The 17,082-nt window shown below is 36.5% G+C and carries 15 protein-coding genes; 10 read left to right on the forward strand and 5 right to left on the reverse strand.

All coding sequences use genetic code 11. From position 1 onward, the window contains the following. Window positions 1-23 precede the first annotated feature (23 nt). From KI430_RS08880 to KI430_RS08895, 4 genes are all read left to right on the forward strand, one after another. On the forward strand, window positions 24-905 hold the full coding sequence (locus KI430_RS08880) for a DUF808 family protein (RefSeq protein WP_248874059.1): 882 nt from the start codon (window positions 24-26) through the stop codon (window positions 903-905). Between the two features lie 137 nt (window positions 906-1,042). Then, complete coding sequence (locus tag KI430_RS08885) at window positions 1,043-1,792, forward strand: RsmE family RNA methyltransferase (protein ID WP_248874061.1); 750 nt, start codon at window positions 1,043-1,045, stop codon at window positions 1,790-1,792. A 95-nt stretch (window positions 1,793-1,887) separates the two neighbouring features. After that, the gene (locus KI430_RS08890) at window positions 1,888-2,448 is read left to right on the forward strand and encodes a DUF1572 family protein (protein ID WP_248874063.1); all 561 of its coding nucleotides are present in this window, start codon (window positions 1,888-1,890) and stop codon (window positions 2,446-2,448) included. Window positions 2,449-2,467: 19 nt separating this feature from the next. Continuing rightward, the gene (locus tag KI430_RS08895; protein ID WP_248874065.1) at window positions 2,468-3,589 is read left to right on the forward strand and encodes an NAD(P)/FAD-dependent oxidoreductase; all 1,122 of its coding nucleotides are present in this window, start codon (window positions 2,468-2,470) and stop codon (window positions 3,587-3,589) included. Between the two features lie 90 nt (window positions 3,590-3,679). On the opposite strand, the gene KI430_RS08900 is transcribed toward KI430_RS08895, so the two are convergent. From KI430_RS08900 to KI430_RS08910, 3 genes are all read right to left on the reverse strand, one after another. Continuing rightward, window positions 3,680-4,348 carry a TrmH family RNA methyltransferase gene (locus tag KI430_RS08900; RefSeq protein ID WP_248874066.1) on the reverse strand — a complete coding sequence of 223 codons (669 nt, stop codon included), beginning with the start codon at window positions 4,346-4,348 and terminating at the stop codon, window positions 3,680-3,682. Window positions 4,349-4,533: 185 nt separating this feature from the next. Continuing rightward, complete coding sequence (gene yidC / locus KI430_RS08905; RefSeq protein ID WP_248874068.1) at window positions 4,534-6,321, reverse strand: membrane protein insertase YidC; 1,788 nt, start codon at window positions 6,319-6,321, stop codon at window positions 4,534-4,536. Between the two features lie 178 nt (window positions 6,322-6,499). Further along, complete coding sequence (locus tag KI430_RS08910; protein WP_248874070.1) at window positions 6,500-6,808, reverse strand: winged helix-turn-helix transcriptional regulator; 309 nt, start codon at window positions 6,806-6,808, stop codon at window positions 6,500-6,502. Between the two features lie 144 nt (window positions 6,809-6,952). Here KI430_RS08910 and KI430_RS08915 point away from each other — a divergent pair, with 144 nt between their 5' ends. After that, on the forward strand, window positions 6,953-7,696 hold the full coding sequence (locus KI430_RS08915) for an SDR family oxidoreductase (protein ID WP_248874072.1): 744 nt from the start codon (window positions 6,953-6,955) through the stop codon (window positions 7,694-7,696). An 81-nt stretch (window positions 7,697-7,777) separates the two neighbouring features. On the opposite strand, the gene KI430_RS08920 is transcribed toward KI430_RS08915, so the two are convergent. Then, on the reverse strand, window positions 7,778-9,388 hold the full coding sequence (locus KI430_RS08920) for a CTP synthase (RefSeq protein ID WP_248874074.1): 1,611 nt from the start codon (window positions 9,386-9,388) through the stop codon (window positions 7,778-7,780). A 361-nt stretch (window positions 9,389-9,749) separates the two neighbouring features. After that, on the reverse strand, window positions 9,750-11,747 hold the full coding sequence (locus KI430_RS08925) for a GEVED domain-containing protein (protein WP_248874076.1): 1,998 nt from the start codon (window positions 11,745-11,747) through the stop codon (window positions 9,750-9,752). Window positions 11,748-12,000: 253 nt separating this feature from the next. On the opposite strand from KI430_RS08925, the gene KI430_RS08930 reads away from it, so the two are divergent. The 5 genes from KI430_RS08930 to namA all read left to right on the forward strand — a co-directional run bounded on the left by KI430_RS08930 (window position 12,001) and on the right by namA (window position 17,036). Then, window positions 12,001-13,569, forward strand: a complete 1,569-nt coding sequence (locus KI430_RS08930; protein WP_248874078.1) for a helix-turn-helix domain-containing protein — start codon at window positions 12,001-12,003, stop codon at window positions 13,567-13,569. Beyond that, window positions 13,566-14,687 (forward strand): tetratricopeptide repeat protein, encoded by a 1,122-nt coding sequence (locus tag KI430_RS08935; RefSeq protein WP_248874080.1) that lies wholly within the window; start codon window positions 13,566-13,568, stop codon window positions 14,685-14,687. Before KI430_RS08930 ends, KI430_RS08935 begins: the two co-directional genes overlap by 4 nt. 3 nt (window positions 14,688-14,690) lie before the next feature. Further along, on the forward strand, window positions 14,691-15,146 hold the full coding sequence (locus KI430_RS08940) for a DUF1569 domain-containing protein (RefSeq protein WP_248874082.1): 456 nt from the start codon (window positions 14,691-14,693) through the stop codon (window positions 15,144-15,146). Window positions 15,147-15,424: 278 nt separating this feature from the next. Beyond that, window positions 15,425-15,871 carry a hypothetical protein gene (locus tag KI430_RS08945; protein WP_248874084.1) on the forward strand — a complete coding sequence of 149 codons (447 nt, stop codon included), beginning with the start codon at window positions 15,425-15,427 and terminating at the stop codon, window positions 15,869-15,871. A 103-nt stretch (window positions 15,872-15,974) separates the two neighbouring features. Continuing rightward, on the forward strand, window positions 15,975-17,036 hold the full coding sequence (gene namA / locus KI430_RS08950) for an NADPH dehydrogenase NamA (RefSeq protein ID WP_248874086.1): 1,062 nt from the start codon (window positions 15,975-15,977) through the stop codon (window positions 17,034-17,036). The last annotated feature ends 46 nt before the right edge of the window (window positions 17,037-17,082 follow it).

Raw genomic sequence — 17,082 nt, forward strand, 5'->3', positions numbered from 1 at the left:
TTTTGTATCAAAATAAAAAAGTTATGGCTTCAGGATTCTTTGCAATCTTAGACGATATCGGTGCGTTGATGGACGACATCGCAGTAACCAGCAAATTAGCAACTAAAAAAACTGCCGGAATCCTCGGAGATGACCTTGCAGTAAATGCAGAAAAAGCAACCGGATTTTTATCATCTCGCGAGATTCCTGTTCTTTGGGCAATTACCAAAGGTTCTTTCATCAATAAGCTGATTATCATCCCAATTATATTTTTACTCAAATGGCTTTATGAGCCAGCAATCACTTATATTTTGATTATTGGCGGAATTTATTTGGCTTACGAAGGTGTTGAAAAAATCATCGAATTTCTTTTTCACAGAAATAAAAAAGGACAAGAGGTTGTAGAAGAAAGCACTTTACCAGAAGAAGATGAGAAATCAGAAAAATCAAAAATCAGTTCGGCTATCAAAACCGATTTTATTTTGTCTTTGGAAATTGTGATTATCGCATTAGGAACCGTAATTGAGAAACAACATCCTCTTTTGACTCAGATTCTGAGTGTTTCTTTCGTTGCAATCATAGCAACAGTAGGCGTTTACGGAATTGTTGCTTTGATTGTCAGAATGGATGATGCCGGTTTTTTCCTAATGAAAAAGTCAGGGAACAAAGGATTTTACTCTGGTCTTGGACAAGTTTTGATTAAGGCTTTACCAATTGTCATCAAAATTCTTGGCGTTGTTGGAACTATCGCTTTGTTGTTGGTTTCCGGGGAAATTTTTCTTCATAATATCGATTATATACACCATTTGCTTCCTGAAAATATCTTTTCAAAATTCGGATTGGGGATGGTTTTTGGTCTGGCTGCGGTTTTATTGGCAACAGTTGGCAAGAAAATAATTTCAATTGTAAAACCTGCTAAAAAATAAACAATGTGAAATTTCAAAACCACATAGACACAATAGCTGTAAGAATTTTGAAATAGAAAAGTAAAAATAGCTATTTAGACTTTTTTATCCCGAAAAAACTTATGTGCCTATGTGGTTCAATATAAAATCAATATAAAATGAAACTTTTCTTTGGACAGATTTTCCCTGATTTAATGATTGATTCTGATGAACAACAGCACATCACAAAAGTTCTCAGAATGCGAGAAGGCGAAGAGATTTTCGTAACCGACGGCAATGGAAATCTGGCAAAAGGAAATCTTGTTTTCGAAGGTAAAAAAGTATCATTAGACGTTTCCGAAATCAAAGAAAATCTTCCTGATTTTTCTCCAAAACTTCATATCGCGATTGCGCCAACGAAGAACATTGACCGAATCGAATTTTTTGTTGAAAAAGCTGTGGAAATGGGCATCTCAGAAATTAGTTTTATCCTTACAGAAAAAACCGAACGTAAGAATATCAGCATCGATAAGTTGAGAAAGCAAGCTATTGGAGCTTCAAAACAAAGTCACAGATTCCACTTTCCAAAAGTCAATGATTTGACCAAATTTTCTGACTTTATGAAAAACCTAAATCCAGAAAATACTTTTGTGGCACATTGTAATGAAAGTCTGGAAAGAATTAATCTGAATGCGCTTCGAACCTTTGACTCCTTTCAGGATGACACGCGTGACAATGCCATCAACCAACAACCAACAACCAGCAACCAAATTACTTTCCTGATTGGGCCAGAAGGCGATTTTTCTGATAGAGAAATTCAGTTTTTAGCGGAGAAAGGCATCAAAGCTGTTTCATTAGGAAATCAAAGATTACGAACTGAAACTGCCGGAATTTTTGTTGCTGCTTGGAATTATGATAAGATGTTTTAAAGTTTTCAAATAAGTCTTCACTGTTTTATAAATCTATTTGCTTTCAATTTCTGAAAGGATTTTTTTATTACATTTAGTTTCAAATTCATTACAAAATGAAAGACTTATTCATTAAGCGATTTCTCTATTATAAAGAATTGGGTGACAAATCGTTCGCTCAGCTTTCTGAAGAACAATTGTTTTGGCAATACAACGAGGAAAGTAATTCTATCGCAATTATCATCAATCACGTTGCTGGAAATATGTTGTCTCGCTGGACTAATTTCTTTACCGAAGATGGCGAAAAAGATTGGCGAAACCGAGATTCGGAATTTATCAATTCTTTCAAAACAAAAGCTGAAATTCTGCAATATTGGGAAAAAGGTTGGGATTGTCTTTTTACAGCTTTGGCTCAAATTACGGATGAGAATATCAACTCTACAATCTACATTAGAGGCGAAGCGCATTCGGTCTTGGATGCAGTTTTCCGTCAGTTAGCGCATTATCCTTATCACATTGGGCAAATTGTATACATTGCTAAAATGATGAAAAATAATGATTGGAAAACGCTTTCGATTGCACGAAATAAGTCGGCAGATTTTAATCAGGAGATGCATTCAAAATTTGATTCAAATCAGGAAAATTCTTCACCGGTATGTTTTCGAAATGAGAGATGATTATAAATCCTAATGACCTATGAAGCCAGCCAATCCAAGCATTTGGGAAACCGAAACTTTTTACAGAAAGCGTGACATCATTATCATCGGTTCGGGATTTACAGGACTTTGGACTGCGATTTCTATCAAAGAAAAACATCCTGAAAAATCGGTTTTAATTATCGAACGAAATTCTGTCCCGACTGGCGCTTCGACTCGAAATGCTGGTTTTGCCTGCTTTGGAAGTTTGACAGAGATTATTTCCGATTCTGAAAAAATGGGTTGGGAGAAAACTTTGGATTTGGTAAAAATGAGATTTGACGGTTTGCAGAAAATTCAGAATTATTTTACTCAAGATGAAATTGATTTTGAATTGTGTGGCGGTTACGAAATTCTGAATGATGAATCTGCTTTAGAAAAGTTGAATGAAGTCAATGAAAAATTAGCTCCAATCATAAAAACCGAAAATACTTTCAGAATCACGAATGAAAAAATCGAAGAATTTGGATTAGGAAAATCAGACTATTTGGTTGAGAATCTTTGTGAAGGAAGTTTACATTCTGGAAAATTATTGAACAAACTTTTAGAAAAATGCTACGAACTGAAAGTCGAATTTCTTTTCGGAACAGAAGTAGAATCAGTTTCAGAAACTGAGAATGAAATCGAAATAACAATTGATGATAATCTTATTTTAAAATCTGAGAAAGTGATCTATTGTACCAATGCTTTTAGTTCTAAGTTTTTGGAATCAGAAGAAATCATCCCTGCAAGAGGACAAATTATTCTGACTGAACCTATCGAGAATCTTAAACTAAAAGGTACTTTTCATTACGATGAAGGTTTTTATTACTTCCGAAATTTAGGAAATCAAATTCTTTTAGGCGGTGCTAGAAATCAGGATTTTGCGACTGAAAAAACAACCGATTTCGAAACGACGGATTTTCTTCAAAATCATTTGGAACAATTCCTTAAAGAAGTGATTTTACCAAATCAGGATTTTAAAATAGCAATGCGATGGTCCGGGATTATGGCAATGGGAACAGAAAAAACACCGATTGTAAAACAACTCTCCGAAAGACAATTCTGCGCAGTAAGGCTTTCCGGAATGGGTGTTGCGCTGGCTCCGAAGATTGGAGAATTGGTTTGTGAGTTGGTTTGCTAGCGACACTTCGACTTCGCTCAGTGTGACATTTCTAATACTAAACGTAATATTTGAATATTGTCAGCCTGAGCGGAGTCGAAGACTATTTTCTCATATAGATTCAGAATTCTCTCTCAAATACTTTTCCAAAATCATATCACCGCTTGGGATAGAGTTTTTCGCCCAGCGGATTTTCATTTGAATTAATTTTTCTTCGGATAATTTATAATCGATATCAGATTTTAGCAATTTTTGTTTGAGTTCGTACATACAAATGGCGGCCGCAACAGAAACATTGAAACTTCTTGTAAATCCAAACATTGGAATTGCTAAAGTTTCATCAGCAAAGTCCAATAATTCATCCGTTGTTCCCTCCCACTCTGTTCCGAAAACTAAAGCCAAAGGTTCTTCGATTTTATAATCTGGGAGCATTTTCGCATTGTTTTCGGCTGAAACAGCGACTATTTTATAACCTCGGTTTTTGATGTTTTGAAGAGATTCTATTGTTCTTGGCATTTTCTCCACCTCAACCCAAGTATCAGCACCTTTTGTGACTTTTAGATTCGGTTCAAAGAAATTCTCTTTTTCCATCGCCACCACTTTATGAAATCCACAAGCTTCCACTGAACGAACAATTGCAGCAGCATTTCTGAACTGGTAAATATCTTCCATTACCGGCAGAACAAAATCAGAACTTTCTTTGGAATAATGTTCGATTTTTTGGAAACGTTCTGGCGTTAAGAATTGCTGGAGATATTCGTAAGTGGATTCTAAATTCAAGGTTTGGAGTTTAAAATTGATGATTGCAAATTTCGGGATTTTTGAAAGAAATCAACAAAAATATTTCTCGCTGATTTTACAAATTAAGCAGATTATTCTTCTACAATTTCATCTGCCAAATCTGTAAGATCTGCCAGAGATTATAAATTCATAAAAAAAGCGGTAAAAATTACCGCCTTTAATATTTATTTCTTTTTGTTTCTAGCTTGCTCCTGCAATTTTTGTTGCTCTTGCGCTTTCTCCATCATCTCTCTCATTCTTTTCTGGAAAGTTCCTTCTTTCTTCGGTTCTTTCTTTTTGTTTTCCTGAATCTGGGCGTGGATTTTCTTCTCATCTAAGATGAAGTATTTAATCACCAGGATAATCACGATGTTAATCGCATTGGATACGAAATAATACCAAGATAAACCTGACGCAGAGCTGTTCAAGAAGAACAAGAACGTGATTGGGAAAATGTACATCAAAACCTTCATATTCGGCATCCCTTCTTGTTGTGGCTGCTGAATGTTACCTGAAGTCATAATCGTGTAAATCAAAATCACAATAGTACAAGCTAAAGCAAATACACTCAGGTGATTTCCTAACAATGGAATGTTGGTTCCCCAACTGATAATATCGTCATAAGCGGTCAAATCCGGAACGAACCAGAAGCTTTTCCCTCTAAGGTCGAGCATATTCGGGAAGAAACGGAATAGTGCGTAGAACAACGGAATCTGAACCAGCGCCGGTAAACAACCCGCCATCTGATTCACGCCGGCCTTTCGATAGACTGCCATTGTTTCCTGCTGTTTTTTCATCGGATCCGCATCCTTGAATTTGGCATTAACCTCATCAATCTCAGGACGAATCACCTTCATCATTGCACTTAGTTTGTGCTGTTTGAACATTACCGGCGACAAAATCAATTTCACAATAATTGTCATCCAGAAGATTGCCCAACCTGCTGCAATTCCCCATCCTGAAATCAAATTGTACAACGGAATGAACACATATCTGTTTAATGAACCAATGAATGACCAACCTAACGGAAGAATCTCATCAAAGTTCTTGTCATAAGATTTCAATAATTCTATATCCAAAGGCATAAAATACCAAGTGAAATCCTGATTCAATTCGTTTCCTGCTAAGTTTACCTGACCATCGTAGTTGAATTTTTTCAAATATTCGCCTTCCGGAATAGCTTCCTGAAAACCTTTAGATTTTGTGAATCCGTTTTTAGCCTCAATAACTGCGGAGAAAAACTGTTGCTTGATGCCAATCCAGTTGAGTGTTTCGTCTGGCTCATCCATATCAGAACGAGCGTCGTAATCGTAATCTTTATAGTTGTTGAACGCATAAGAAAACTCAGTATGAGTCTCTTCTTGTGAACGTCCTTTTTCTGCACCTCTTACATTGTAATTCCAGATGAAATTAGCTTTACCATCATTCACAACGCTAGCCAAACCTTGTGTTTTCACCTGGAAATCAACGGTGTATTTTGCTTTAAGTGTATAAATGAATTGGATAACTGCGTTTCCAACTTTAGAATTAAGTGTTACTACATTTCCTGCAACTTGCGGCGTAAAAACCAAATCTTTTGTATTGAAAACTTTACCTGCTTTATCCGTGAATTGGAATCCGTAACTTGCATTATTATTACTGAAAAGGTATAATGGTTTTCCACCGAACGCCTCGAATTTATTCAACTTCACAGAACTCAATTGCCCACCAACACTAGAGAACTCAAGAGATAACTCATCATTCTGAAGATTAACTTTCTGAACAGAATTAGGTGTTACTGTAGCTGCATTTAGGTTGGTTGCAGCAGGTTTAGATTTTGTAGTCTGCTCTGTTTTTTTAGCTTCTAAAGCTAATTTCTCCTGTTCGGCTTGTGCATTTCGGTTTTGGAAATAAAACATAAAACCGATAAGAATCATAGAAAAAATACCGAAGCTAATCAGTTGTTTTTTATCTAATCCGTTGTTTTGTTGCATTATAGAAAAAAATTTAAAGTTTAAAGTCTGAAGTTTGAAGTTGATAGTGAATGTCAAATTTCAAATTTCAAATCTTCTATTTCGGTCTGCAAAAATAGGTTTTATTTTTCAGATTCTGTAATAAAGACGATTAACGATAGGAATTACTTTTTTATTAATACTAGAATACTAACAACGATTATTTGCCGATAATTACTTTCCTGTGTTCTGCTCCCCATTCGGATAGATTATTGATGATGGTTTTTAATTTCAAACCATACTCTGTAAGTTGATATTGTACTGAAATAGGTTTTGTATCCAAAACGGTTCTTTCCAAAAGTTTATTCATTTCCAAATCTTTCAATTCCTTGCTCAGCATTCTGTTGGATATACCTTCTACATCATTCAGAATATCAGAAAACCGTCTTTTATTGTAAAAACAAATAGACGATATGATAGAAATCTTCCATTTACCGCTCAAAACGTCCATTGCATCGTGGACTGCCATAATCTCTTTTTTGTGTTCGTTCTTAAAATCTTTACAAGTCATAGTTACTTTGTTACTCGAATGTTACTGTTACTTTTAGTTACAAAGTTACTAAAATATATTTTGATAACATACCTTTGTATCTCAATATTAAAATTTATCAAAATGAATTTCACAAACAAAAACGTGATTATCACCGGTGGAAGTACCGGAATAGGTTTCGCAACCGCACAAGCTTTTATCAACGCCGGAGCTAATGTCTGGATTACCGGAAGAAGCCTGGAAAATCTGGAAAAAGCGGCAGCAATAATTAACAGCTCCAACCTAAAAACATTAGTTTCTGACACTTCCAATTTAGAAGGTATTACTGTTTTGGAAAAAGCAGTTTCGGAAAGTGGAAACAAAATAGATGTTCTTTTTCTGAACGCAGGAATCGCAGTTTTCTCACCAATTGGAGAATCTACGGAAGCTGATTTTGACGCACAGTTCAATACCAATGTGAAAGGACCTTATTTCACACTGCAGAAACTATTGCCTTATCTACAAGACGGCGCATCTGTAGTATTTACCTCATCAACTGTAGCAACAGCAGCGAATCTTGGATCCAGTATCTATTCTGCAACGAAAGGTGCATTAAACAAAATCGCCCAAATCGCGGCCAACGAATTAGCCGAGAGAAAAATAAGAGTCAATATTGTAAGCCCTGGAGCAACTAAAACTGAAGGTCTGGAAAAAGTAACAACAAGTGAAATCCGAGACCATTTTTCTGAAATAATTGCTTTGAAAAGATTAGGTGACCCAAGCGAAATTGCAAAAACTGTATTGTTTTTAGCGTCAGATGACGCTAGTTATATTAGCGGAACTGAGTTATTGGTAGACGGCGGCTACACCACATTTTCAAGAAAGTAGATTTTTTGAAACCAATAGTTGAAAATAAAACAGCTGCGAACCAAGATCCGCAGCTGTTTTTTATTTTATAGACATAATATTCTATTTTCCCTTTATTGTAGCATTAATAAAAGCTTTAAATAATGGATGCGGTGTTGCAACAGTACTCTTATATTCCGGGTGATATTGGACACCTATGTAAAAAGGATGATCTTTCAGTTCCAAAGTTTCTACCAAATCTGTTTCCGGGTTCAGTCCACTTGGTGTTAATCCTTTATCTTCGAAGTCTTTTTTGTAATCGCTATTGAATTCGTATCTGTGACGATGACGTTCTGAAATGGTTTTTGCGCCATAAACTTCTGCTAATTTTGAACCTTGTTTCAGAACACATTTCCAGGCACCAAGACGCATTGTTCCACCTTTGTCTACTACATTTTTTTGCTCTTCCATCAAAGAAATTACCGGGTCTGGCGTAGAAGTATCGAACTCCATACTGTTAGCTTTTGCCAATCCAAGAACATTTCTAGCAAATTCTATCGTCATAATCTGCATCCCAAGACAGATTCCCAACAATGGAACTTTGTTCTCTCTTGCATACTTCGCAGCCTGAATTTTACCTTCGATTCCTCTGTCTCCGAAACCTGGCGCGATCAAGATTCCATCAACACCATTCAATAGTTTTTCTGCACCTTCCAGTTCGATATCGCCACTGTAAACCCATCTTACTTTCACTTCGGTTTCCATATCAGAACCTGCGTGGATAAAAGCTTCGGCAATAGATTTATAAGAATCCTGGAGCGAAACATACTTTCCAACCAAAGCAATCTCTACACTGCGTTTTGGATTTTTATATTTTTTAAGAAATGTTTTCCAGTCTTTTAGGTTAACATCTTTTCCTATAGGAAGATTCAGTTCTTTTAGAACTACCTCGTCAAAATTCTGTTTCTGAAGATATAGTGGCACTTCGTAAATCGTATCCATATCTATACATTCGATAACGTTTTCTAATCCAACGTTACAGAATTGAGCCAACTTGGAACGTAGTTCTTTCGGAATGGTGTGTTCTGTTCTGCAAACCAAAACATCCGCCTGAATGCCACTTTCCATCAATTGACGAACAGAATGCTGAGAAGGTTTTGTTTTCAATTCTCCACTCGACGATAAATACGGTAACAATGTCAGATGGATAACCATTGAATTATTTTTACCCAATTCCCATTGCAATTGGCGAACGCTTTCTATATAAGGAAGCGATTCGATATCACCTACAGTTCCACCAATTTCTGTGATAATGATGTCATAATCCTTTTTGGAAAGCATCTTTATTCTGCGTTTGATTTCGTTGGTGATGTGTGGAATCACTTGGACTGTTTTCCCAAGAAAATCGCCTTTACGTTCCTTTTCAATAACAGTTTGATAGATTTTTCCGGTTGTAACGTTGTTGTTTTGGGAAGTTGGAGAATCCAGGAATCTTTCGTAGTGTCCCAAATCCAGGTCTGTTTCTGCGCCGTCTTCGGTCACATAACATTCGCCGTGTTCATAGGGATTAAGCGTTCCGGGGTCGATGTTGATATAAGGGTCAAGCTTTTGGATGGTAACTTTGAAACCGCGGGATTTAAGAAGAAGTCCCAAAGAAGCGGAAACAATACCTTTACCAAGTGACGATGTTACACCTCCTGTCACAAAGATGTATTTCGTTTCTTTTTTACTCATTAGATTAGGTTTGTGCAAAGTTAAAGTATCTGAACCTAAAAAACAATTTTAAGAAAAGAATTAGGTTTTTGTTAACGAATAAATAAATATCGCAAAGTCGCAAAAATTTAAAGTAAATCATTGTTGAAAAGTCGCAAAGTCTGCATCATACAGAAAAGTTGAATCACTCGCAGCCCGGCTTGAGCGGAAATCCTTTTTACGCAACGAAGTGGAGTGAAAAGATTGACTTCGTCGAACTTCGTTAGGTTTTGGAGCCCTTCGACTTCGCTCAGGATAAACTTCAGACGGATTAAGCTGCCCAAATAAAAAGAAAACCCACACCAATACTGATGCGGGTTTTACTCCTAATTATGATGAAGATTTATTTTTTGATCACCTTAAACGTTTTTATTTTTCCGTCCTGAGTAGTTGCTTTCACAACGTAAGTTCCTGTGATTAATGTTGATAAATCCAACTGAACTTTTGACTCATCCAGACTTGCAAAGTTTCTTACCAACTTACCTTCGATATTGTAAACTGAAACGCTGGTCACATTTTTATCGCTTACAAGATTCAGTATGTCTTTCACCGGGTTTGGATAATAGCTGATTGATTTTGAATTGATGTCATTCACTCCAAGAGATTCTTTCACATCCAATGTGTAATCTTCTGCCTGACCATAACCGTAGATTGAGTTATCGCAAGGCGTCGTGATAGATGCATCCCAGTTCAACATTACTCTCATTCTTGCTTTTCCTATTGTTGCAGTAGCCGGAACCGCAATGTTGCCTGTAATTTGAGCGCCATCCATTCCGTCAGAAGTCATTGCACCTATTTCATAGATTTCTCCAGCGTCTGTGAATATTCCGTTTTGATTCCAGTCTACGAAAACTGTTGCATAGTCATAACCAGTATTGGTATTAGCTTCTATAGCAATTGGATATTCATTACCTTGGTAAACTTCACCTACTTTGTCCAGATAATATTCATTAGCTTGGTTAGAATATAGGTCTGATGTATTATCGATTCCTGCAATCTGCACTTTCGTAATAGAATCTACTCCGTATTGTGGCGTCGTAGAACAATAAACATCATTCACTGTAACCTGGAACGAACATACGTAAACTATTTTTCCGTCTGCATCTACCAAGTTGTGAACAACATTGGTCACGCCAATCGGGAACTGAGAACCGGATTCGTAGCCAGAAACCAGAACTGTCTGTAATCCTGTAGAAGATGATGAACCACAAGTAACCGGCAATGTATAATTCACAACTGCTGTTGTTTCTGAAGCGCTTGCAAGCGTTGTTTCGATATTCTCAGGACAAGTGATGGAACAGTCGTTGCCGTTTAATAAAAGATTATTTAAGTTGATTGCCCAACCTGCTGCAAAAAACGGCGGAATAGAATTATCAAATCCAGCGATGAAGTTTCCGTTTGCAGAAATCCCCATTGCAGTTCCTAATTTTCCATCGAAAGTAGTAACTTCAACATTTTGGCTCGTCAAAATATCTTTCAGGAAAACAGGATTCGAACTTAATGACGGATGATAGATTATCACTTCTCTGTTGCCTGCATAACCTGCATATCCAACAGCAATACCATTTTCTGAAATAGATGTAAATGTTGCAGTATCATAACCTGCAGGTACATTGAAAGCTTTGTAAACACCAGAATTGATATCATAGATGAAAGGCTTATAATCCTTGCTTCCCACTATTTGTCCCGCATCATTGATATCAGATGCTTCTCCATATCCCAAATCTCCGATGTAATGCACCACGCCATCCGGCGTATAATAAACCGGAATCCAATACGTACCTCCGTTGATAGAATATTTGTTAACGAAACCAGCCACAATACCTGAGCTGTTGATTCCTTCTCCTCTTCCGTATTCATAAGAACCATCGCCGTCCAGTTTTTTAATCGTTCCCGCTTCTGTATCATAGATGAAAGCATAACTGTTTTCAACACTTGTGGAGATTTGCCCTGTTACATATTTGCTGTTTCCAGAGATAGCATTAGCGCCACTGAACCAGCTGTTACTTGGAACATCGCCAGGGAAATAGCCAATTGCCGTCCATGTTCCGTTTTTCTTATATGCTGCTTGTCCCAGTTCTTCGCCTTCGGAACTTGTATAAGCCATCAATCCGGCAACATCGCCGGCGTTGTTGATTCTGTTTGTAGCTTCTCCGCCTTCTGTGGGTGTCGTACTTCCGGTAGCAAAATCAAAATAGGCTCCGGAATGGATTCCTTTTCCATTGTCATTGATGTCATACAGACGTGACCCCATTCCGTCCAGAACTTTCAGTTCTATTTGCTGGGCATTAATTCCAGACATTGTCATTGCGCCTAGTAAAAGCAAGTAAACTTTTTTCATAATAATAAAAATATTAATAGTAATTTTTCTTCAGCAGTTATTGACTTCTTGTTTCAAAAACTTGTTTACAATGTTATGTATTAATACCATCAATTCCTAAAGTTTACCTTTTTGAATTCGTGAATTTTTAAAGTATTAATTCTAAAAACAACTGATTTTCAAATATTTAACAAAACAACAATAACAATGTATTTTTCACTAAAGAATTATTAAAAATCATACAATTCACAAATAAAAAAACTATTTTTGTAGTATGTTCAGGGTATTTTTTTTGTGGTTGATGGTTGTTTCCGGTGTCATTTTGACTTCGGCGCAAAGCAATCCAGAAACATTGAAACTTCTGGACAAAGCTTATCAAAGCCTTTACGAAAATCCTGATAATGCTTTCCAGATTCTTCAGAATATTGATGTCAATAAAGAACCTGAACTCATCAAACAGCGTGTTCAAATCATCCTGTCGAGAGCTTACAACTTCAAAGGTGATTATGCAAAATCCATTGACCAATCCATCGACAATCTGAATAAAAATAGAAATGAGAACAACTCTTTCTATTCAGATTTTGCTTTGGCCCAACAATACCAATCCCTTAGACTTTACCAACAATCCATCAGAATCTCGCAGAACCTTGTTGACAAAGCTTCTAAAATCAAATCTCAGCATTATCCGGAAAATCTTTCCGCTTACATTTACCAACTGAATGCATCTAACCTAATGGTTCAGAAAAAGTGGAAAGAAGCGGAAGAAAACCTGAATCAAAGTAATTCTCAGTTAAAAAACACGGATGAAGATTTTATCATTTCGATAGAAAACCAGATTTACCAAACCTTCATCTATATTTCTCAAAATCAAATCGATAAAGCTGAAAAACTGGTTAATGAGATTCAGAAAAAGCTGGAGAAAACACCTCAATATGTTTTTCTGAGAGCATTTAACCTGGATAATTTTGGCAGAATTAATTTCCTGAAAAAAGATTACATCCAATCTACTGAGAATCTGAATCAGGCCTTGGAACTAATTCAAAACAAAGCTTACGATGCTTTGAGGTACAGAATCTATGATGATCTATCCAAAAATTATCTGGCGCTGAAAAATGATAATTTGTATCAAAAATATTACTCTATATATAAGGAGCAAACCGATAAATTAGACAAAAGTAAAAAAGACGCCATCCGAAATCTGGTAAAGCTGAATGAGCAGTACGAAGCCAAACGAATAGAAAACGCTGACAGCAATTTTGTAAACAATATTCTGATGATTTCGATGGTTTGTTTCATTGGAATTTTAGTGATTTTTCTTATGAATTTTTTCGAAAAAAGAAAAGCAAAATCAATCCAGAAGCAAATCGATTTTTATTCAAAACAACAGGATTTCATTAAGAAAATTGATGAAAGCAAAACTGTTATCGAACCAAAATCCGAAAAAGTAGAATCTGATATCTCTAAAAAAACACCGCTCATTTCTAAAGAAAAAGAAATGGATATTCTGGCGCGTTTGGAAGAATTTGAAAAATCGGAAAAGTTCCTGAACCGCGATATGTCTTTGGCAATGCTCGCCGGACAATTGGACACGAACACGAAATATCTGTCCGACGTCATCAACCGATACAAAGAAAAGAATTATAACAATTACATCAACGAACTAAGAATCAATTACATTGCTTATCTATTGAAAACCGACCCTGCTTATCTTAATTACAAAGTGAGTTATCTGGCGGAGAAAGCGGGCTTCTCATCGCACAGTGCATTCACGACAGTATTCAAATCTGTAACCGGTATTTCGCCAAACACTTACATCCAGCAATTGACTCAGAATAAAAAATGAAACGCTACATTTTCATATTAATTATTTTATCGTTTACAGGAATTTTCAAATCCCAGTACAATGAGCAATTGTACAAAAAAGCACTTTCAGACATTTATCAAAATCCTGATAACTCTCAGAAAATAGCTCAGGAAATGCTGAAAAAAGAGAAAAATCCGGACAATCTTATCAAGCTTTACAAACTGATATCACATTCTTACATCTCAAAAAGGGATTTTGACAAATCTCTGGATTGGGTTCTGAAGATGAAAGAACTGAGTAAAAATGTGACCAATCCCGAACAAAAAGTAAAAATCCTAAATGCAACATCCATACAATATCAGCAGATGGGACTTAACAGCAAGACGTTGGAAATTCTGGACGAATCTTATCAAATTTGCAGTCAGCTCCCGGATGGCAAATTCAAAACTTATTATCTCGGACTCAATTCTGCTTTGCGAGGTTTGGTTTATAAATCTCAGGACAACAACGAGCTGGCTCTGGAAAAGCTGCTCATCGGCTTGGAGTATGTAAAAAAAGTTGGAAATTATGATAATGCCATCGCCAACTCCAGTGTTTTCCTGTACAACATTGGCTATTGTTATTTTTATTTGAAGCGATACAATGAGGCAGAAAAATATTTCAAACAATCTGCTGAAGTTGCAAAATCTGTTCACGCAGAGAGTTTGGAGGCTTTTGCCTACAAAGGTTTGTCCGAGAATTTCACGGCTTTGGGAAAACATCAGGAAGCCATAGAGCTTTTGAAAAAATCGGTCAATCTGTCCAAAAAAGTCGGCGATTTGGTCTTAAGCGAAGGGATTTACAAAGGTTTTTCTGACAATTATCTCGCACTTCAAGATTGGAACAATTATGAAGTGTACAACAAACTGTACATCGAGACCAAATTTGCCAGAGAACAAAGTGAACTCGCTTCTCTCAACAAAAGCATCGATGTCCTGAATCAGGAAAACAACAAAAAAATCGAGGAACAAAAGAACAGGTTGAGAATCATAAGTACCCTAATTATCGTAATTTCTTCAATCTTATTTATTTGGTTTCTTCTTAAATTTATCAAGCACAAAAAGCGCAACCAATTATTATTAGAAAAGCTCAATCAAATTAATAAAATCACGACCTAAACTATGAAGAATATATTCGACCAGGCGGACACAAGCCATTTCATCAAGAGAATCAACGCACTCACGGAAGACTCTTTCCCGAAATGGGGGGTGATGTCCGTAGACAAAATGCTGGCACACTGCAATGTAACCTACGAATTGATTTACGAACAGGAAAAACATAAGAAACCCAATCGTTTGATGAAATGGGTTCTGACAAAATTTGTAAAGCCAAAAGTTGTGAACGAGACACCGTATAAACACAACTCTCCCACCGCTGCAATGTTTGTCATTACAGATAATAAAAGCTTCGAGGAAGAGAAAAAAAGAATTATAGGTTTCATCCAGAAAACCCAGCAATTAGGCGCAGATGCTTTCGAGGGGAAAGAAAGTTTCAACTTCGGAAAACTCACCGCCGTCGAATGGAACAATATGATGTCCAAACATCTTGACCATCATTTGACACAATTTGGAGTTTAACTTAATTTCTCTCGCTGATTGAGCAAATTTGCTGATTCATTTCTATCTGCTTAATCAAAACAATTTGTGAGACACTAAATATTTTTTATTTGGGCAACTTAATCCGTCTGAAGTTTATCCTGAGCGAAGTCGAAGGGCTCCCAAACCTAACGGAGTGGTTCGACGTAGTCAATCTTTTTTGCAGACGATTTCATATTAAGATAGAATTTGGAGGTTGGCAAAAAAGGATTTCCGCTCAAGTCGGTTGCGAGTGATTTAATGTTTTAAAATTTATGGTTATGAAAAAAGTAATTTTTCTTTTAGTCTTTATTTTCGGATTTACAATTTTCAACGCACAAGAAGTTGAGAAATTAATCAAAAACAACAACGAATTTTTCACCGGTAAAATTGATAATTCAGCCAATTTGAATGTTCTTTTCGAAACTATTTCTAAAGAAAACCAGGAAAAAGACACTTACAAAGTTTTTGGCTTCTCGGATGTAGAAGGAACAAAAGCCTACTTCGAAGGAACTATAACTTTTGACACAGAAAAAACTCAAAACTCAAAAGACCAATCCAAAATCTACGATTTGAAACTGTCGGAAAAAGGAAACGGAAAACACAACGGAATTTTCTCCGGAGAATTAACTATCAAAGAATCATCAGACAAAAACCAATTGAAATTCGAAGGAACATGGACGAATTACGGAAACACACTGAAATTCCCGTTCTATTTCAATAATTAAAATTATAAATAAAAAAACTTCGACAAACTCAATGTGACATCTAATTAATAAAAGTTGTCAGGCTGAGGCTCTCGAAGCCATTCAAAATAATAAAATTCTAAAAATGAAACTTTTCACTCCTATAACATTCAGAAATGTAGAACTGAAAAACCGAATCGTAATGTCGCCAATGTGTATGTATTCCGCAGAAGAAGGTGTGGCGAATGATTTCCACTTCGTTCATTACGGAAGCCGAGCTCAAGGCGGCGCTGGCCTTATTGTAGTAGAAGCAACTGGCGTTGAACCTCGCGGTAGAATCTCGGATAAATGCCTTGGAATCTGGAATGACGAACAAGCTTTAGCTTTGAAAAAAATCGTTGACTTTGTTCATCAGAATTCGGAAAGTAAAATCGGAATTCAGTTGGCTCATGCTGGTCGAAAAAGTTCTGTTTCCGCTGAAACCAATCGACAAATGAGCTTGGAAGAAGGCTGGGAAACCATTGCACCAAGTCCAATTGCTTTTCATCATTCCGAAAGAATTCCCCACGAATTATCTGTTGACGAAATTAAAACTTTGGTAGAAGATTTCCGAAAAGCAGCGAAAAGAGCGGTGGAAGCTGGATTTGATGTTTTGGAAATTCACGGTGCACACGGTTATTTGATTCATCAATTTCTATCGCCACTTTCCAATACAAGAACCGATGAATATGGTGGAAGTTTTGAAAACAGAGCAAGATTCTTAATGGAAATTGTAGATGTAGTTAATTCTGAAATTACAGAAAATCAAGCGCTTTTCGTAAGAATCTCCGGAACCGAATATACAGAGAATGGTTGGGAAATCTCCGACAGTGTAGAATTATCAAAAGCTTTGAAAGCTAAGAATGTAGATTTGGTAGATGTTTCCAGCGGTGGTAATATCAATGGTGTAACCATTCCTTTGAAACCAGGTTATCAGGTTCCGTTAGCAGAAGATGTGAAAAAGAATTCGGATGTCAAAACCGGAGCTGTTGGTCTTATCACGTCAGCAGAACAAGCGGAAGAAATTTTACAAAACGGACAAGGAGATTTGATTTTCCTGGCTAGGGAAATTTTGAGAAATCCGTATTTCGCAGTTCAATCTTCCTGGCAAAGCGGTGATGATAGTTTTTTCCCGCATCAATATCTGAGAGCGAAACCATCAAAATAATATTAGAAGAACAAAGACGAATCAAAATTTTGATTCGTCTTTGTTT

The sequence above is a fragment of the Epilithonimonas zeae genome (assembly GCF_023278365.1).
Lineage (GTDB): Bacteria > Bacteroidota > Bacteroidia > Flavobacteriales > Weeksellaceae > Epilithonimonas > Epilithonimonas zeae_A.